Genomic DNA, 19564 nt, shown 5'->3' on the forward strand with positions numbered 1-19564 from the left:
TTGTCTGAGAAACTTGATTTGACCAGATTTGAGAAAAAGATGGTCATCCGCAATATAGAAGAAAAAGATATCAGTAAAATAATCGCCTTGCAAAAGGATTGTTTTCCGGGGATGGAGCCTTGGGAGCCAGAGCATTTAATCAGCCATTTGGAACATTTTCCGGAAGGGCAGTTTTGTGCAGAATTTGAAGGCGAGATTATCGGTTCTTGTTCCAGTCTTTTGATTAATTTTGATGAATATGATGACCGCCATACGTGGCAGGACATTACCGATGACGGATATATCACCAATCATAATCCGGACGGTTTAAATATGTACGGGATTGAAGTAATGGTTCATCCGACGTACAGAAGAATGAAGATCGGGCATCGTCTATATGAAGCGAGAAAAGACTTAGCCAGACGATTAAACTTGAAAAGCATCATTATCGGCGGCAGGATTCCGAACTTTCATAAGTATGTGGAGGAAATGACCGCACGCGCTTATGTCGAGCAGGTGAGCCGCCACCAAATTTATGATCCTGTGCTTTCTTTTCAGCTGATGAACGGGTTTACACTGATGCGGATTAATCCAGATTATCTGCCGGATGATATGGCGTCAAGCAAATACGCGACGCTGATGGAATGGAACAATGTCGATTATCTTCCGCAGACAAAACGTTATTATAAATCGGCGTTTCCGGTGAGAATCTGTGTGATTCAATATGAAATGAAAAAGATCTATTCCTTTGATGAATTTGCGAATCAGGTAGAGTACTATGTCGATGTCGCTTCAGATGCGGGTGCTGATTTTGCGGTCTTCCCGGAAATTTTCACGACACAGCTGATGTCTTTCCTTGAAGAACGTTCACCAAGCTTGGCAGTACAGAGAATTACCGAGTACACCGAGGATTATATCAGCGTCTTTACGGAGCTTGCGGTGAAGTATAACGTCAATATTATCGGCGGTTCTCATTTTGTTGAAGAAGAGGGGAAAATTTATAACATCGCCTACTTATTCAGACGCGACGGTACGATTGAGAAACAATATAAGCTCCATATTACGCCGAATGAGCGGAAGTGGTGGGGGATCAGTGCAGGTGACCAGGTTCGTGTATTTGATACCGACTGCGGTAAAATCGCCATCCAAATCTGCTACGACATTGAGTTTCCGGAGCTTGCCCGGATTGCAGCGGATAAAGGCGCAAAAATCATCTTCACGCCATTTTGTACAGAAGACCGCCAAGGCTATTTGCGGGTAAGATATTGTTCGCAGGCAAGAGCGGTGGAAAATCAAATTTATACTGTTATCTCAGGGACGGTAGGAAACCTGCCGCAAACAGAGAACATGGATATCCAATACGCCCAGTCCGCTATATTCGCTCCTTCAGACTTTGAGTTTGCAAGAGACGGCATCGTCGGAGAATGCAACCCGAATATTGAAATGGTTGTCATCGGCGACGTCGATTTAGAAATCCTCAGAAGGCAGCGGCAGGACGGTACTGTGCGCCAGTTGAAAGACAGAAGGCACGATATTTACCGAATTAAGTACCAAAAGTAAAACAGAGAACGGCCCGCCGGGAATTTGGCGGGCCGTTCTTTATAAATGCGGAATTGAAACTGTGCCGTTCTTTCATTAAAATATAAATAGATTAATGCGTGTAAATAGAAAAAGAAGGTGCCTTATGCAGTTTTTGCTTGTATTATTGCCTGTTTTCGGAATTTTTGCGATCGGTTACATCGGACAGAAAACCCTTGGGTTCGATATTCAGACGCTGTCCAAAATGTCCTTATATTTAATGTCTCCTTTTTTGGCTTTTGATACGTTCTACTCTAATAAGCTGACGATGGATTACCTTTACCTCTTCATTTTTGTGCTCGGCCTCTGTTTAGTTCTCGTTTTGCTTGTTTATTTTTTATCTTATTTTCATAAGTATCAGAATCAGGACCGCTGCGCCATGATCCTCTCATCGGCATTTATGAATAACGGCAATTACGGAACGCCGGTCGTTTTACTTGTATACGGAACGGCGGGGCTTGATGTGGCTGTTGTCTTAATGGTGCTCCAGCAATTGATCATGAGCACAATCGGCATCTATTTTGCAGCGAAGGGCAGTCCGGACGCCGGCGGCTTTAAAACTGTGATGAACCGGGTGACTCGTATGCCTGTCGCTTACGGCGCACTTCTTGGCGCAATACTTCAGCTAGTTCATATTTCTATACCTAAAGAATTAATGACATCAATCGAACTTGTCGGGAACGCCGCGATTCCCACGATTATGATCATTTTGGGTATGCAGCTTGCGTTAATTTCATTTAAAAATATTGAATATCGAAAAATTTCTTATTCATTGCTGCTGAAGCTTATGATTTCCCCGGTTATTGCTTTGGGCTTTACATTCATTTTGCCGGTGGACGATATGACAAAGCAAATTATGATCCTTGTAGCCGCAATGCCGACAGCTGCAAACACAACATTAATGGCCGTACAATTTAATACTAAGCCGGAAGTGGTTTCAAGCGCCACCTTCATCAGCACAATGCTCAGTATTGTGACGCTGCCGGTATTGCTTTGGCTTCTGCATCCTCTTTCATAGAAAGGGGATTTTTTATATGCGGGCCTGTCCCGCGGTTTGTTGACTCCGCTGCCGTCTGGCTTTATATTGAAGGAAGAGGAAACCTTCACCATGACGAAGTAAGGAAATGATAAGACCATTACCTTCGTGACAGCCTATTTTCAATTTTAGAATCGTATGTTTATAACGATAATGAAATGGGGATGATCAGGTGGAAAAGCAAAATCACGCATTAAAGGAAAAAGATGAGCGATTTGTATGGCACGCTATGAAAGGATCGCAGCCGGCTGACAGTCTCATCATTCAGAAGGCCGACGGAGCCAGTGTAACCGATATTGACGGACGGCGTTATTTAGATGCGATGTCGGGTTTATGGTGCGTGAACATCGGTTATGGCAGACAGGAGCTGGCTGAGGCGGCGTATGGCCAATTGAAGGAGATGCCTTATTATCCGCTGACACAAAGCCATACGCCGGCGATTCAATTGGCGGAAAAGCTGAATGAATGGCTCGGCGGCGATTATGTGATATTTTTCTCCAACAGCGGGTCAGAAGCGAATGAGACCGCATTCAAGATCGCCCGGCAATATCATCAGGAAAACGGTGATCCCGGCCGGCATAAATTCATTTCAAGATACAGGGCTTATCATGGAAATACGATGGGTGCTCTCGCAGCGACAGGGCAGGCGCAGCGGAAATACAAATATGAACCTTTAGGCCAAGGCTTTTTGCATGTCTCCCCGCCTGATCTTTACCGCAACCCTGCTGATGAGGAAACCTTAGAAAGCGCATTAGAAATTGACCGGACGATGACATGGGAATTGAGCGAGACGATTGCAGGCGTCATTATGGAGCCGATTATTACAGGCGGAGGCATTTTAATGCCGCCCGAAGGGTATATGGCCAAGGTGCAGGACATTTGCCGTAAACATGGCGCCCTTTTGATTTGCGATGAAGTCATCTGCGGATTCGGGCGTACCGGCGAGCCGTTCGGGTTTATGAATTATGGAGTGCAGCCTGATATCATAACCATGGCAAAGGGGATTACAAGCGCTTATCTGCCGCTGTCAGCGACAGCAGTCAAACGCGAGATTTTTGAAGCTTACAATGGAGAAGCCCCTTATGACCGTTTTCGGCATGTCAACACATTCGGAGGAAATCCGGCCGCTTGTGCATTGGCGTTAAAGAATCTGCAAATAATGGAGGATGAAAACCTGATTCAACGATCACGCGATTTGGGAGCGCGGCTTTTAGGCGAGCTTCAAAGCCTGAGAGAACACCCGGCTGTCGGTGATGTCAGAGGAAAAGGCCTTCTCATCGGAATCGAACTTGTGAAAGACAAAACAACGAAAGAACCGGCCGACGCAGATATCATCAATCAGATCATAGCTGCATGTAAAGCAAAAGGGCTGATTATCGGAAAAAATGGCGATACGGCTGCCGGATACAACAATGTGATCCAGCTTGCACCGCCGTTTTGTCTCACAGAGGAGGAGCTTTCTTTTATCGTAAAAGTGCTGAAGGAAAGCATACTGACCATGTAGTTTCGGCAGAAGTTATTTTTAAAAAAGGAGCAAAATATGAGTTTTCACAATCAACCTATTTTACCGGCTATTCGAAATATGAAGCAATTTGATGAATTTTTAAACAGCTCATTTACATACGGCGTGATTTTGGATATTCATCTCGGACAATTAAAGGGCGTTATAAAAGAAGCGCAAAAGCATGGAAAGAAAATGATGGTCCACGTAGATTTAATCCATGGCATTAAGCATGATGAATATGGCGCTGAATTTATTTGCCAGGAAATGAAGCCGGCCGGTATTATTTCAACAAGATCAAACGTCATCGTGAAAGCGAAGCAAAAGAAAATTTATGCAATCCAGCGGCTGTTTTTGCTCGATACAAGCGCCATGGAGAAAAGTATGGAGTTTGTCGGCAAACACAAACCGGATTTTATTGAAGTGCTGCCGGGCATTGTTCCGTCACTCATTAAGGAAATAAAAGAGAAGACGGGAATTCCGATTTTTGCCGGCGGCTTTATTCGTACTGAACTGGATGTCGAACAGGCGTTAAAAGCAGGGGCCACCGCAGTGACAACATCAGACACCAAATTATGGAAAAAATATGAAAATTTCTTGACAGAAAATGATTGACACCGCTTACACCGGTTGTTACAATTGTACTAGGTTAATTTATTGTGATGGAGAATCCGGAGACCCACGACAGCTCTTTACGGCAGAAATCAGGCCGTAAAGCCGTTTGTTGTGGTTTTTTTCATCTCTATGACTCTGTCACACCTGTTGAATAGTAACTTTAGGAGGAATTTCTATGACAGCATTTTGGGGAGAAGTCATTGGTACGATGCTGCTTGTCATTTTTGGTGCAGGTGTTTGTGCAGGAGTCAATTTGAAGAAATCGCTTTCTTATCAATCTGGCTGGATTGTCATTGTGTTTGGCTGGGGCTTGGGAGTTGCAATGGCGGCTTATGCTGTTGGAGGCATCAGCGGCGCCCATCTCAATCCGGCGTTAACTATAGGTCTTGCGTTTGTAGGAGATTTTCCTTGGGAAGAGGTTCCGGCGTATATTGCCGCACAAATGATCGGAGCCATTATCGGCGCGGTTATTGTATTTCTGCATTACCTTCCGCACTGGAAGGCAACTGATGATCCGGCTGCAAAGCTTGGCGTTTTTTCCACAGGCCCGAGTATCCCGCATCTATTCGCTAACGTGTTAAGTGAAGTTGTTGGGACATTTGTCCTTGTGCTCGGAATATTAGCGATCGGAGCAAATGAATTTACTCAAGGACTGAATCCGCTGATTGTCGGCTTTCTCATTGTGGCCATCGGAATTTCTCTTGGAGGAACAACAGGCTACGCGATTAATCCGGCGCGTGACTTAGGTCCCAGAATCGCTCACGCTTTTCTGCCGATTCCGGGGAAAGGTTCATCGAATTGGAAATATGCATGGGTTCCGGTTGTCGGACCGATTTTAGGCGGTTCCTTCGGGGGCGTGTTCTACAATGCAGCGTTTAAAGGGCATATTACAATCAGCTTCTGGTTTGTAAGCGTTATTTTAATTGTGGTATTGTTAGGACTCTATGTCTATACGAAAAAACACTCAGCTAAAACACTCTCAAATTCAAAATATATTTAAAAAGGGGAGCTTATTTATGGAGACATATATTTTATCACTAGATCAAGGCACAACGAGCTCAAGAGCCATTCTTTTTAATAAGAAAGGGAAGATCGTGCATTCCGCCCAAAAGGAATTCACACAATATTTCCCGCATCCGGGATGGGTCGAGCATAACGCAAATGAAATTTGGGGTTCCGTCTTATCTGTCATTGCATCCGTTTTATCAGAATCTGGGGTCAGTCCTGATCAAATCGCCGGCATCGGAATCACAAACCAGCGGGAAACAGCCGTTGTATGGGATAAAGATACCGGGAAACCGATCTACAATGCGATTGTTTGGCAGTCAAGACAGACATCAGGCATCTGTGAGGAGCTTCGCGAAAAAGGCTATAGCGACACATTCAGAGATAAAACAGGACTCCTGATTGATCCGTATTTTTCCGGTACGAAGGTAAAATGGATCTTAGACAATGTAGACGGTGCAAGAGAAAAAGCCGAGAACGGAGAGCTGTTGTTCGGAACGATTGATTCGTGGCTGATTTGGAAAATGTCAGGCGGGAAAGCGCATGTGACCGATTTCTCTAATGCCTCCCGCACACTGATGTTTAACATATACGAATTGAAATGGGATGATGAACTGCTTGAGATTCTGGGCGTGCCGAAATCAATGCTTCCAGAAGTAAAGCCGTCCTCTCACGTATATGCGGAGACGATTGATTATCATTTCTTCGGGAAAAAAATTCCGATTGCCGGCGCTGCGGGCGACCAGCAATCCGCATTATTCGGGCAGGCGTGCTTTGAAGAGGGCATGGGAAAAAACACGTACGGAACCGGCTGCTTTATGCTTATGAACACCGGCGAAAAAGCAATTAAATCAGAGCACGGTTTGTTAACGACAATTGCATGGGGCATCGACGGAAAAGTTGAATACGCGCTGGAAGGCAGCATCTTTGTTGCAGGTTCTGCGATTCAATGGCTCAGAGACGGATTAAGAATGTTTCAGGATTCAGCGTCTAGCGAAACATATGCAAAGCGGGTTGATTCAACAGACGGCGTCTATGTGGTTCCGGCATTTGTCGGTTTGGGAACGCCGTATTGGGACAGCGATGTGCGCGGCTCCGTATTCGGATTGACGCGGGGAACGACAAAAGAACATTTTATCCGCGCTACACTTGAAGCGCTGGCGTATCAGGCGAAAGATGTGCTTGACGCAATGGAAGCCGATTCAAATATTTCATTAAAAACGTTGCGGGTAGACGGCGGCGCTGTTAAAAACAATTTCCTTATGCAGTTCCAGGGAGATATTTTAAATGTACCTGTCGAACGTCCGGAGATTAATGAAACCACTGCGCTTGGCGCGGCATATTTGGCAGGGATTGCTGTCGGCTTCTGGAAAGACCGTTCAGAAATCGCCGACCAGTGGAGCCTGGATAAACGGTTTGAACCGGAAATGAAAGACGATCAGCGTAAAGAGCTTTACAGCGGCTGGCAAAAAGCTGTAAAAGCAGCTATGGCTTTTAAATAAATATTGAGTATGATATAATAAAAACAAGTTAATAATAACGGTCCTGAGATGAGGAGAGACCACAACACCAAAGTGCAGACATACGCTTTGGCTGTTGTGGTCTCTTTTACTATATACCGTGACAACTGGGAGGAACTTAAAAATGAATCAACAATTTTCAAGTCTTGAACGGGATAACATGCTTTCGGAAATGACGAAAAAAACATATGATTTGTTTATTATAGGCGGAGGAATTACAGGAGCAGGCACAGCACTGGATGCCGCTTCAAGGGGAATGAAAGTCGCGCTCAGCGAAATGCAGGACTTCGCGGCGGGAACATCAAGCAGATCGACTAAGCTTGTCCATGGAGGACTGCGTTACCTCAAACAATTCGAAGTTAAAATGGTCGCTGAAGTAGGAAAAGAACGGGCCATCGTATATGAAAACGGCCCGCATGTCACCACACCTGAATGGATGCTGCTTCCGTTTCATAAAGGCGGCACATTCGGATCATTCTCAACTTCTATCGGCTTGAGAGTGTACGACTTTTTAGCAGGCGTGAAAAAGGCGGAACGAAGAAGCATGCTGTCCGCTAAAGAAACTCTGCAAAAAGAGCCTTTGGTGAAAAAGGACGGTCTAAAAGGCGGCGGGTATTACGTTGAATACCGCACAGATGACGCGAGATTGACCATTGAAGTAATGAAAGAAGCCGTTAAATTCGGCGCCGAGCCTATGAACTATTCCAAAGTTAAAGAGCTTCTCTACGAAAAAGGAAAAGTAGTCGGCGTATTAATTGAAGATTTACTGACCAATAAAGAATATAAAGTGTATGCGAAAAAAGTCGTCAATGCGACGGGCCCTTGGGTGGACCAATTAAGAGAAAAGGACCATTCGAAAAAAGGTAAGCATCTTCAGCATACGAAGGGAATTCACCTAGTATTTGACCAATCCGTATTTCCGCTAAAACAAGCGGTTTACTTTGATACGCCGGACGGCCGTATGGTGTTTGCGATACCAAGGGAAGGCAAAACATATGTAGGAACGACGGATACCGTTTATAAAGAAGCATTAGAGCATCCGCGTATGACGACTGAGGACCGCGATTATGTGATAAAAGCGATCCAATATATGTTCCCGGATTTAAATATCACAGAGAATGATGTGGAATCAAGCTGGGCGGGGCTTCGTCCGCTGATTCACGAAGAAGGAAAAGATCCTTCGGAAATTTCTCGTAAGGACGAGATATGGACATCAGAATCAGGTTTAATCACTATCGCCGGCGGAAAGCTGACCGGCTATAGAAAAATGGCTGAACACATTGTCGATCTTGTAAGCAACCGCTTAAAAGAAGAAGGCGGAAAGGACTTCGGTTCTTGTAAGACGAAAACAATGCCGATCTCAGGCGGACATGTCGGCGGCTCTAAAAATCTTGCTTCCTTCGTTGATGCAAAAACAAAAGAAGGCGTCGCCATCGGTTTGTCTGAAAAGGATGCTAAGCAGCTTGCCATCAGATACGGTTCTAACGTAGAGAACGTCTTCAAAAGAGTCGAACCGATGAAAGAAGAAGCTGCCAAACGCCAGATGCCGGTTCATATCTTGGCTGAAGCTGCCTACAGCATTGAAGAAGAAATGGCAGCCACGCCTGCAGACTTTTTTGTCCGCAGAACGGGCAGATTGTACTTTGACATTCATTGGGTGGAAACGTATAAACATGCTGTTATTGAGTATATGAGCGACCGTTTCAACTGGGATGAGCAGACGAAAAACAAACACACACAACATCTGAATGAGCTGCTGCACGATGCCGTCGTGCCGCTTGATCAGTAAGAAAATTTGATGGGCTGTGCCTTAGTGGCACAGCCTGTTTTATCTTTTAGAAGATGAAATAAATGGCTATATATCCCATATATATCAGCCTCCGCAGTTAACAAGTGACACAGACAGCCGCTTCATATTAAAATAACTACATAAGATAATCATTAGGAGGACGAACATGAGCTGGAATAAGAGCTATGAGCGTTGGAAACAAACAGAAGAATTAGACCCCGAAATAAAAACTTTGTTAGCTGATTTAGAGGGAAATGAGCAGGCGCTTGAAGACTGTTTCTACAAAAACCTCGAATTCGGAACCGGAGGCATGCGCGGAGAAATCGGAGCCGGCACGAACCGAATGAATGTATACACTGTCCGCAAAGCATCAGCGGGACTTGCCGCTTACATATTGCAGCAGGGAGAGGAAGCGAAAAAAAGAGGCGTAGCCATAGCATATGATTCACGCCACAAGTCACCGGAGTTTGCCATGGAGGCAGCAAAAACGCTTGCCACTCAAGGAATTCAGACATACGTGTTTGATGAGCTTCGCCCGACGCCTGAATTATCCTTCGCTGTCAGAGAACTGAAAGCTTATGCAGGGATTGTGGTCACAGCCAGCCACAACCCGCCGGAATACAATGGCTATAAAGTATACGGCGACGACGGAGGCCAGCTTCCGCCGCGTGAGGCTGATATCGTCATTGAGCAGGTAAATGCCATTGAAAACGAACTGACAATCAAAGTAGAAGACGAAAAAGTATTAAAAGAAAAAGGCTTGATTAAAATCATCGGTGAAGACATTGATAAAGTCTACACGGAAAAGCTCACTTCTATTTCCGTACATCCTGAATTGTCACGCGAAGTCGATGTGAACGTCATTTTCACACCGCTGCACGGAACAGCGAATAAACCGGTCAGACGCGGGCTTGAAGCGCTGGGATACAAAAATGTAACGGTTGTCGCAGAACAGGAGCTTCCTGATCCGAACTTTTCAACCGTCAAATCCCCTAACCCGGAAGAGCATGCGGCGTTTGAATACGCCATTAAGCTTGGAGAAGAGCAAAACGCTGATATTTTAATCGCCACAGATCCGGACGCCGACCGCCTTGGCATTGCCGTGAAAAACGATGAAGGCAAATACACAGTGCTGACAGGAAACCAGACAGGTGCGCTGCTGCTTCATTATTTGCTTTCCGAAAAGAAAAAACAGGGCATCCTGCCTGACAATGGCGTCGTTCTCAAAACAATTGTCACCAGTGAAATGGGCCGTGATGTTGCTTCTTCATTCGGTCTGGATACCATTGATACTTTGACAGGCTTTAAATTTATCGGTGAAAAAATCAAAGAATACGAAACATCCGGCCAATATACATTCCAATTCGGATATGAAGAAAGCTACGGCTATTTGATCGGAGACTTTGCAAGAGACAAAGACGCGATTCAGGCCGCGCTTTTAGCGGTTGAAGTGTGCGCATTCTATAAGAAACAAGGAACATCGCTATATGAGGCTTTGATCAACCTTTTTAAAGAATACGGTTTTTACCGTGAAGGCTTACAATCATTAACACTGAAAGGGAAGCAGGGCGCTGAACAGATCGAATCGATACTGGCTTCGTTCAGAAGCAATCCGCCGCAGCAAATCGCCGGAAAACGAGTGGTGACAGCGGAAGATTACGCGGTCAGCAAACGAATGATCCTTGCGGAAAATAAAGAAGAGGCCATCGACCTTCCGAAATCAAATGTATTGAAATACTTCCTTGAAGACGGTTCTTGGTTCTGCCTTCGCCCGTCAGGAACAGAGCCGAAGGTTAAATTCTATTTTGCCGTAAAAGGCACTTCTACGGAAGACAGTGACCAGCGTCTTGCCGCACTTTCAGAAGATGTGATGAAGACAGTAGACCGAATTGTACAAGAAACATCAGCGAAATAAACCATGCAAATCACCAGCTTCCGGCTGGTGATTTTTTTATTCAGCCAAAAGTCTGAAAAAATTCATCCTATAAGAGAAGAAAAAATGTGCTAATAACTGGTATAATAACAAGTACTAGAAGTAAAGCCGGAGTGAGAGAAGTGAGCAAACCAAGGGTGGAGAAATTAAGAACGTTAAAAACCATTGCGGAAACCTTGAACCAAGGGCATGATGTCAAGGTCACACTTGATGAGGTGTTAAAAGAACTGCTTAGCTTGACCGGGCTTCAGTCAGGATGGATATTCCTGATAGACGCAGACGGCTCCTATACATTAGCAGCGGATGCATATTTGCCTCCGGCTTTAAGCCATAAACAAAATGTGCTGATGTGTGAAGGTGATTGCTATTGTCTGAATAAATTCAGGAACGGGAGCCTTACCAGGGCTGCCAATATAATGAACTGCAAGCGGATTGAATTGGCGGAACAATTAAACTGTTTTGACACAGAGGGCATCACCCATCATGCGACGGTTCCGCTTGAAGGCGGCGGGCGAAGCTTCGGACTGCTGAACGTTGCCGCGGCGGGTAAAACCTTATTCGACGAGGATGAGCTTCACCTGCTTGAGGCTGTTGCTTTTCAGGTCGGAACGGCGATACAGCGAATGAAACTGGCCGAATATGAACAAAAAAACGCTCTCTTAATGGAGCGTAACCGCCTTGCTCAGGATCTTCATGATTCAGTCAACCAAATGCTGTTTTCCGTCAGTTTAACGGCAAAAGCGGCAAAATCATTAACAAAAGACAAGACACTTCAGGATATGATCGATTTTATCCAAACCTTATCACAAGACGCCCTTGCAGAAATGAAGTCACTCATCTGGCAGCTCCGCCCTGAAGGACTTGAAAAGGGATTGCCTTCAGCCGTAAAAAGCTACGGAACGCTTATCGGGCTGACCGTTAATGTCAAGCAGACAGGTAGCCTGTCCTCTCTCTCCGATGAACAAGAGCTTATGCTGTGGCGGATCGTGCAGGAGGCGCTTAACAATTGCAAAAAACATGCCGGGACGGATACGGCATATGTGAATATTGCTTTACGCGGTAAACAGATTGCACTTGAAGTCATTGACCATGGCAGCGGATTTTGCGCGGAGGCGCATGACGGGCTGCCTTCCCTAGGAATTAAGGGAATGAAGGAGCGTGCTGAAACCAGCGGCGGCCGGTTTACGATACACTCAGAGCTCGGAGCGGGCACGGTCATTTCTGTCAGCCTCCCGCTTAGTGAACAGAGGGGGAGGACAATGTGATGAGAATTGTGATTGCGGATGATCACCATGTCGTACGGAAAGGGCTTCGATTTTTCTTTGCAACCCAGAAGGATATTGATGTTGTCGGTGAGGCCTCAACCGGGACTGAGGCTCTCCGCGTGATAGAGCAAACCAAACCGGATCTTGTGCTGATGGATTTATCCATGCCTGATATGGATGGAATCGAGGCGACAAAAAAAGCGGCAGCGCTTTTTCCAAGCATCAGTATTATTATCTTAACGAGTTATTCTGATCAGCAGCATGCGATACCGGCCCTTCAGGCAGGTGCAAAAGCTTATCAGCTGAAAGATACAGAGCCTGAGGAATTGGTGAAAACACTGCGGCAGGTACATTCGGGAGAATATAAGCTCTCAAGTGCTATTATGCCCCATGTGCTGACACATATGAGGACACAACATGAACCGGAGAAGGAAAAGTACTATCACCTGACAAGACGGGAAAAAGATGTTTTGAAGGAGATTGCCAGCGGAAAAAGCAATAAAGAGATAGCCGCTTCCTTGTTTATTTCAGAAAAAACAGTCAAAACGCATGTGTCAAATCTTTTAGCTAAGCTGGATGTTGCAGACCGCACACAAGCGGCGCTTTTTGCAGTCAAGCATCATTTGAATGGAGAGATGACGAATTGAATATATTAGTGATTAATGGAACCGCAAGAAAACAGGGCAGAACAAGAATTGCCGCTTCATATATCTCAGCTTTATACAACACCGGGTTGATTGACTTAAGCGAATACACATTGCCGATTTTTAATGGGGAAGCAGAGCAGTTTGAAATAGAGCGTGTTCAGCAGCTTAAACAGCGTGTAAAAGAGGCCGATGCGGTTGTTTTATTATCGCCTGAATATCATAGCGGCATGAGCGGAGCATTAAAAAATGCGATAGACTTCCTGAGCAATGAACAATTTAAATATAAGCCTGTGGCATTATTGGCAGTGGCAGGAGGCGGAAAAGGCGGTATTAATGCCTTAACGAATATGCGCACAGTCATGCGCGGAGTATACGCCAACGTCATTCCGAAGCAGCTTGTGCTTGATCCCGTCCATATTGATTATGATAATGCCGCGGTAACAGAAGAGATGGAAGTCAGTATAAAAGAATTAATGGAAGAACTGAAAATGTTCGCAAAAGCAGGAAATCCCGGCATCTGATATGCCGGGATTTTTTTATGTCAAAAGTGCCAATTGATCTTGATAAGTCAGTTCTGTGGCATGGTCAATATAACGGAGAAGAGAGTACAGTTCCTTTTCAAGAACACCATAATCATGTTCAAAGTGGTACGCGTGCAGAAAATGCTCAATACGTTTTGACAATAAATCGTCTTCTGTGCGCACCATTAAAATCAATAAGTTATCCCACTGTGAACGATGAGTATAATATAACGCTTTATCATAATCCGCATAATTCAACTGAATCGCTTCTCCTTTCTTGTGAGAAGTTCGTGTTTAGTTTATGCAGCGGATGATTTTATTGACCGGGGAAAAGTTGGCGTTTGCGTCAGTAGCGGAGTAGCAATATGAGGGAGACATAAAAATCAATGCGTTTTACATGAATGCCGGATGGAAATTGGGAAACCCTATGACATACATAAATCTAGGCACAGGAGAATTTGAAAATGAAATCACTTCCGTATACCATTGCCCTTCTTTTTTGCGGCCTTTTGATCGTTTCCATTGCTGCGAAAGGGTACTCAACAAATCCGAATGAGTCAGTGCAGAAGTGGGAGCAGCTCGCCTGGAGCAAGCTTCAGAATGAATATAAGGGCGCTTCTTTATCTGATTATGCTTATATGGGGCGAACTGAGGTTAATGATGAACAGACAAAAGACGTCTTTCGTGTGACGGTCAGCCGGAATAAAGAAACATTTTCTGCTCATGCAGAGGTCTATTTTCATCCGGTGACAAAGCATATGATCAGCATCAACGTCTTTCGGCTGTAAGACAATGAAAAAAACTGTACAGCCCTAAGGCCATACAGTTTGAACCGTTTATAAATAACGTTTTGCTCCGAGGTAGCGCTGTTTCCAATAGGAATTGCTCATCTTTGAGATGACGACGCCTGAATCGTTGGCATTAATAAATTCGCCATTTCCGAGATAAATGCCGACATGAGAAGGACCCGCGGCATACGTTGTGAAAAAGACAAAGTCGCCGACTGCAGGCTGGCTGACCGATTTCATGACATTCCAATAACCGGCCGCTGTTAACCTGGAGACAGAAGTGACTTTATTTAGTGCATAATAGATAAAGCCGCTGCAGTCAAAACCTGAAGGCGTTGTGCCGCCCCAGCGGTAAGGCACTCCTAATTGTTGTTTGGCAGCCGCAATCATTTGGTTAATCTTCGTGCTTCTTGAGCCTGTGCTTGTTGAAGGCGAAGATGTAGAAGGAGTGGAAGCCGTGCCTGAAATCGTTAATTTCTGGCCGACTTGCAGCACATCTGTTTTTAGATTGTTTTTATCGCGGATCTGCTGGGCGGTCACATTGTACCTTTGCGCGATCACCCAGAGAGAGTCGCCGCTTTTTACAGTATAAACCGTTGTCTTCCCTGAACCGGTATTCTTCGACGGTGAAGTTGAAGAATTCGATGATGTGCCTGAAAGCTGCAATACTTGTCCGACTTGCAGCACATCTGATTTTAAATTGTTGCTGTTTCTGATTTGCTGAACGGAGACATTATGCTGATTGGCGATTTTCCAGAGAGAGTCGCCGCTTTTGACTATGTATTTAGTTGATGATGACGGCTTCGTCTTTGATGAACTGTTTGAGTTGGAACTTGTTTTATCAGAAGCCGTTCCTTTTATTTTTAATACTTGCTTCACATAAATGGTATCTGATTTTAAATTGTTCAAAACCTTTAATTCGCCGATAGACATATTGACTTTATTTGCGATTTTCCAAAGTGAATCGCCGAGCTGAACCGTATAAGTGCCTGAAGCTGACGTTTTTTTGTTGCCCTGGGACGATTTGTTTGTGCTTGATTTGGAATTGGAAACGGTTCCTGAAACCTTTAATTTTTGTCCTGCACGAATGAGATCGCTGCTGAGCCCGTTTAGTTTTTTAAGTTCCTGAACAGACATTTTAAAATCGCTTGCAATCAGCCAAAGTGAATCGCCGTTTTTGACTGTGTACACAGATTTTCCGCTCTTGGCTGATGATGAAGAGGTAGATGAACTTGATTTTCCGTTTGGAATGTCGAGTGTTTGTCCGATCGACAGCACCGTGCTCTTCAGATGATTTGCAGACTTAATTTTGTCAATGGTTGTATTGTAGTTTTGAGCAAGTTTCCATAAAGAATCACCGCTTTTTACCTTAATGGTTTGTGCCTCTGCCGGTGTTACAGCAATGGTTGTGCCTACGATCGCGGATGCTGTTAACCCTGCCGCTAGTTTCTTTTTCATATGAATCTCCTTTTCCCCCATGAAAAGTATTTTGCTTTTTCTTAAAACAATGTCCCTTATTTATTTTTAAGATAATTTTAAGGAAAAAACAATCATTATTTTTATTATCGGCTGGATAAGCATTTCATTTCGTCTTTTTTGACAGATCGGTTATATTTTCCTATGTTATGTTTGAAAAAAATACATAAAAAAAGAAGGAAACGCGTTCCTTCACTCACTTTAACAATCGCATGATGTCCTGCTTGTTTTTGACTAAATCGCCCAGTGTGTACTTGTCCAGCACTGAGAGATATGCCAGAAGCGCTTCGTTGAATACATGCTTCAAACCGCAAACCGGAGAAATAATACAAAGATTCTTACCCGAATCAAAGCATTCGACAATATTAAAGTCATCTTCCGTTTTTCGGACTACCTCTCCGATGTTGATATCTTCAGGTGCCATACCTAAACGTATGCCGCCGCCCCGGCCGCGGATGGTTTCCACATAACCAAGCTGGCCGAGCTGGTAAATGACTTTCATCAGGTGGTTTTTTGAAATTGAATACGTTTCTGCGATTTGTTTTATATTGCAAAGATCTTCTGTATGTTGGGTGGCCAAGAAAATCAAGACCCGTAAAGAGTAGTCTGTATAATTTGTTAATTTCATAATATGACCTCGAAATAAGAGATTTCTTCTATCTTATCATATTCTATTATAAAATGAAAAAAAAGGAATTAAGCCAAAACAGGCATAACAAAAGAGTGAGCCGATAAGCTCACTCTTTTTGATTAGGATAAGTGATTCGGTGGTTCTTGATTTCCAGATTCATTCGGCCGCTTTTGTTTACTTATTTCGGTGTTTTGAATTTTGCGGTCGATCTTTGCTAAATAGTTAGCAGCGAAGTCTTTTCCGCCAAGTCCAAACGATAAGCCGAATGCGAGAGCAAACCCGCCCAGCACAATAATAAACGCTGAATTGACAATTGTAGCTGCCACTCCGAGCTGGTCAAGAGCCATAAAGAACGACAAGGCGATAATGGTATACTTCGTGATAGCTGCCAATGATTTGAATTCCTGCCCTTTGATCACGCTTGCCAGCAGTTTGCTGACAAGCTGTCCGGCATAAAGGCCGAGTGCGAGAATAAAGACAGCGACAAATACATTCGGCAAATAGGCAATGATTCCTGTTGCGATCACCACGAGGAAGTCAAGCTGAACAATTTGCAGCGCCTCGGCTGTAAACAGCAGAATGACAACAATTTGAGCAATCATGCCGACGATTTGCGCGAGCGATAATTTCGCCGGTTCCTGAGTTCCGATACCCATTTTTCCTAATAATGAGTTAAAGCCTGTCCGGTGCAGGAGTCCCGCAACCATCGTATTCACCCATTTTCCGACCCAAATTCCGGCCAATATGAGGACAATGGCGATAATGATATTCGGAAGCATGGTCAGTACGGTATTCAGCATAGCGACGGCAGGCCCGGATATACCCGCGATATCAAGCTGGTCTAGAGCTGAAATGACAACCGGAATTAAAATGAGCACATACGCGATCGTGCCGATGATAGCTGAAAGGCTTGTGTCTTTTAAGTAAATAGACAGTCCCATACGCGCCGCCACCCGTTCTGTGCCGATGCTGGCAAGGAAATTTGTGATGATGTCACGAACAATACGCGCGATGAGCCAGCCGATTAAGACGATAAGGGCCGCTGCGAATAATTTCGGCAGGAAGGAAAGCACGCTTTCCATCATTCCCGTAAACGGACCTGATATGCCGCTGATTTGAAGCGCGGATAAGACACCAGGCAAAAAGACCAGCAAAACGAGATAAAAAACAATTTGTGACGCCGTGTAGACAGCCTGATGTATATCTTTTCCTTCTGAAATCAAATTCCACTGGCGCAGCTTTTCAGCGATATGCATTTTCGTGCCGAGTTTTTTCACAAGATAGCTCAGCACTGAAGCGACTGCCCAGCCGAGTAATAGAATCAATCCAGCCTTCAACACGCTCGGAACCGCTGCAGCAATGGCAGAAAGCATGCTGACAAACGGCGAAGCGACGGCAGTCAGATGCAGAATGTTAAAGAATAAAATGAACACAATGATTAATGCGATAAAGTAAACGACTTTGCTGATGACTTTTTCTGATGAATAGCGGGCTGGTTTTTTGTCCGCAAACAGTTTGTCATCCATTTTCGTTTTTTGGAGCCCTTTGTAAACCCCTTTTTCGATGGCTTTGGCAATGGCCCAGCCGATGAGTAAAACGAGTAAAGCGATGATTAGGTTTGGTAATTTACTGAGAGAAGAACTAAGCATGTCTGCAACATTCAATGGGTATCGCTCCTTTTTGAAAAAGTTATATGCGTGTTTTACCCACTCGGATATTTAGCAAACCACTTGAGTGTGTTTCCTTATTTATCCTTCCAGTTCTTGATAGCCCCTAAAGAAAGTTCTTTTTCACATTTCATCTTTTGACAGGATGGCTCATACATTATAGATAAGTCCAAGTAGGGGGGATTCGGTTGAACGTGCAGGAAAAGAAGGATTTGCAGCGGGCGATTGAGGAAATTACCGAAATTGCAAAGGGATTCGGCCTTGATTTCTACCCGATGAGATATGAAATTTGTCCAGCGGAAATTATTTATACATTTGGAGCGTACGGCATGCCTACAAGATTCAGCCACTGGAGCTTCGGCAAGCAGTTTCACAAAATGAAGCTGCATTATGACCTTGGATTAAGCAAAATTTATGAACTGGTCGTCAATTCAGATCCATGTTACGCCTTTTTACTGGACAGTAATGCGCTGATCCAAAATAAATTGATTGTCGCTCATGTATTAGCCCATTGTGATTTTTTCAAAAACAATTGCCGTTTTCAAAATACGAAGCGGGACATGGTTGAGAGCATGGCGGCAACGGCTGAGCGTATCAAATATTATGAACGGGTTCACGGAACAAAGGAAGTAGAATCCTTTCTAGATGCTATTCTCGCGATTCAGGAGCATATAGATCCGTCACTTGTGCGCCCGAAGCTGTTGTGGAGCATGGATGATGAGGAAGAAGAGGAGGGCGCGGCAGCCACCCCGTACGATGATCTATGGGGATTGGATGAAAAAAAGAAAACACAAGAGAAAAGAAAAGTGAAAAAGCATTTTCCTCCCCAGCCTGAAAAGGATATCCTGCTCTTTATTGAAGAGCATTCACGTGAGCTTGAACCGTGGCAGCGTGATATTTTGACAATGATGAGGGAGGAAATGCTCTACTTTTGGCCGCAGCTTGAAACAAAAATTATGAATGAAGGCTGGGCTTCCTATTGGCATCAAAGAATCATCCGCGAGCTTGATTTAACCTCTGATGAGTCCATTGAATTCGCAAAGCTGAACGCCGGCGTTGTCCAGCCGTCCAAAACGGGCATTAATCCATATTATTTAGGGTTGAAAATCTTTGAAAATATAGAAGAAACGTATAATAATCCGACCGAAGAGATGAAAAAAATTGGAGTTAAGCCGAATTCGGGCCGGGAAAAAATGTTTGAAGTCAGAGAAATAGAATCGGATATATCGTTTATCCGCAATTATTTAACGAAGGATTTAGTCATGAGAGAGGACCTGTACTTATTCCAAAAGCAGGGAAGAGATTACAAAATCGTTGATAAGGAATGGCAGTCCGTCCGTGATCAGCTTGTCAGCATGCGGGTTAACGGAGGATTTCCATATTTAACTGTCAATGACGGAGATTATTTGAAAAACAATGAGCTTTATATTAAGCATTGGTACGAAGGAATCGAATTGGATTTGAAATACTTGGAGAAGGTCCTTCCCTATTTGTATCAGCTGTGGGGAAGAAGCGTTCACATTGAATCGATTCTTGAGGATAAGCCGGTGATGTTCTCTTATGACGGAAAAGGGGTGCATCGGCGGTATTTATAAAGTGAAAAAGGATGCAGG

General features: G+C 44.3%; 17 protein-coding genes. 13 read left to right on the forward strand and 4 right to left on the reverse strand.

The features are described 5' to 3' along the window. From AAHT65_RS11890 to AAHT65_RS11940, 11 genes are all read left to right on the forward strand, one after another. Positions 1-1539 (forward strand): bifunctional GNAT family N-acetyltransferase/carbon-nitrogen hydrolase family protein, encoded by a 1539-nt coding sequence (locus AAHT65_RS11890; protein WP_003327838.1) that lies wholly within the window; start codon positions 1-3, stop codon positions 1537-1539. A 124-nt stretch (positions 1540-1663) separates the two neighbouring features. After that, complete coding sequence (locus AAHT65_RS11895) at positions 1664-2575, forward strand: AEC family transporter (protein ID WP_003327837.1); 912 nt, start codon at positions 1664-1666, stop codon at positions 2573-2575. A 190-nt stretch (positions 2576-2765) separates the two neighbouring features. Then, a complete protein-coding gene (locus AAHT65_RS11900) occupies positions 2766-4097 on the forward strand; it encodes an aspartate aminotransferase family protein (RefSeq protein WP_151291046.1) in 1332 nt (443 codons plus the stop codon). Between the two features lie 36 nt (positions 4098-4133). Continuing rightward, entirely contained in the window at positions 4134-4709 is a 576-nt protein-coding gene (locus tag AAHT65_RS11905; protein ID WP_010788062.1) for a glycerol-3-phosphate responsive antiterminator, read from the forward strand. A 175-nt stretch (positions 4710-4884) separates the two neighbouring features. Then, positions 4885-5709, forward strand: coding sequence for an MIP/aquaporin family protein (locus AAHT65_RS11910; protein ID WP_010788063.1), 825 nt, complete (start codon positions 4885-4887; stop codon positions 5707-5709). A 16-nt stretch (positions 5710-5725) separates the two neighbouring features. Next, a complete protein-coding gene (gene glpK / locus AAHT65_RS11915) occupies positions 5726-7216 on the forward strand; it encodes a glycerol kinase GlpK (protein WP_151291044.1) in 1491 nt (496 codons plus the stop codon). Positions 7217-7358: 142 nt separating this feature from the next. Beyond that, on the forward strand, positions 7359-9023 hold the full coding sequence (glpD, locus tag AAHT65_RS11920) for a glycerol-3-phosphate dehydrogenase (protein WP_343310277.1): 1665 nt from the start codon (positions 7359-7361) through the stop codon (positions 9021-9023). A gap of 166 nt (positions 9024-9189) precedes the next feature. After that, positions 9190-10938 (forward strand): phospho-sugar mutase, encoded by a 1749-nt coding sequence (locus AAHT65_RS11925; RefSeq protein WP_199680529.1) that lies wholly within the window; start codon positions 9190-9192, stop codon positions 10936-10938. Between the two features lie 140 nt (positions 10939-11078). Beyond that, a complete protein-coding gene (locus tag AAHT65_RS11930; RefSeq protein ID WP_106272041.1) occupies positions 11079-12221 on the forward strand; it encodes a GAF domain-containing sensor histidine kinase in 1143 nt (380 codons plus the stop codon). After that, complete coding sequence (locus AAHT65_RS11935) at positions 12221-12868, forward strand: response regulator (protein WP_106272039.1); 648 nt, start codon at positions 12221-12223, stop codon at positions 12866-12868. Before AAHT65_RS11930 ends, AAHT65_RS11935 begins: the two co-directional genes overlap by 1 nt. Further along, positions 12865-13389, forward strand: a complete 525-nt coding sequence (locus tag AAHT65_RS11940; protein WP_106047374.1) for an NADPH-dependent FMN reductase — start codon at positions 12865-12867, stop codon at positions 13387-13389. The genes AAHT65_RS11935 and AAHT65_RS11940 overlap by 4 nt, the downstream gene beginning before the upstream one ends. A gap of 15 nt (positions 13390-13404) precedes the next feature. On the opposite strand, the gene AAHT65_RS11945 is transcribed toward AAHT65_RS11940, so the two are convergent. Continuing rightward, entirely contained in the window at positions 13405-13647 is a 243-nt protein-coding gene (locus AAHT65_RS11945) for a YhdB family protein (RefSeq protein ID WP_003327825.1), read from the reverse strand. Between the two features lie 206 nt (positions 13648-13853). Here AAHT65_RS11945 and AAHT65_RS11950 point away from each other — a divergent pair, with 206 nt between their 5' ends. Further along, positions 13854-14177, forward strand: coding sequence for a YqzG/YhdC family protein (locus AAHT65_RS11950; protein WP_010788069.1), 324 nt, complete (start codon positions 13854-13856; stop codon positions 14175-14177). A 48-nt stretch (positions 14178-14225) separates the two neighbouring features. Here AAHT65_RS11950 and AAHT65_RS11955 read toward each other — a convergent pair whose 3' ends face one another. The 3 genes from AAHT65_RS11955 to AAHT65_RS11965 form a co-directional block, all read right to left on the reverse strand. Continuing rightward, a complete protein-coding gene (locus AAHT65_RS11955; protein ID WP_343310278.1) occupies positions 14226-15635 on the reverse strand; it encodes a LysM peptidoglycan-binding domain-containing protein in 1410 nt (469 codons plus the stop codon). 214 nt (positions 15636-15849) lie between these two features. Further along, a complete protein-coding gene (gene nsrR / locus AAHT65_RS11960) occupies positions 15850-16281 on the reverse strand; it encodes a nitric oxide-sensing transcriptional repressor NsrR (protein ID WP_003327822.1) in 432 nt (143 codons plus the stop codon). A 122-nt stretch (positions 16282-16403) separates the two neighbouring features. Further along, complete coding sequence (locus AAHT65_RS11965) at positions 16404-17948, reverse strand: mechanosensitive ion channel (RefSeq protein ID WP_088116819.1); 1545 nt, start codon at positions 17946-17948, stop codon at positions 16404-16406. A 191-nt stretch (positions 17949-18139) separates the two neighbouring features. Here AAHT65_RS11965 and AAHT65_RS11970 point away from each other — a divergent pair, with 191 nt between their 5' ends. Then, positions 18140-19546 carry a SpoVR family protein gene (locus AAHT65_RS11970; RefSeq protein WP_088116820.1) on the forward strand — a complete coding sequence of 469 codons (1407 nt, stop codon included), beginning with the start codon at positions 18140-18142 and terminating at the stop codon, positions 19544-19546. The last annotated feature ends 18 nt before the right edge of the window (positions 19547-19564 follow it).

The organism is Bacillus atrophaeus, assembly GCF_039519175.1.
GTDB classification, from domain to species: Bacteria; Bacillota; Bacilli; order Bacillales; family Bacillaceae; genus Bacillus; species Bacillus atrophaeus.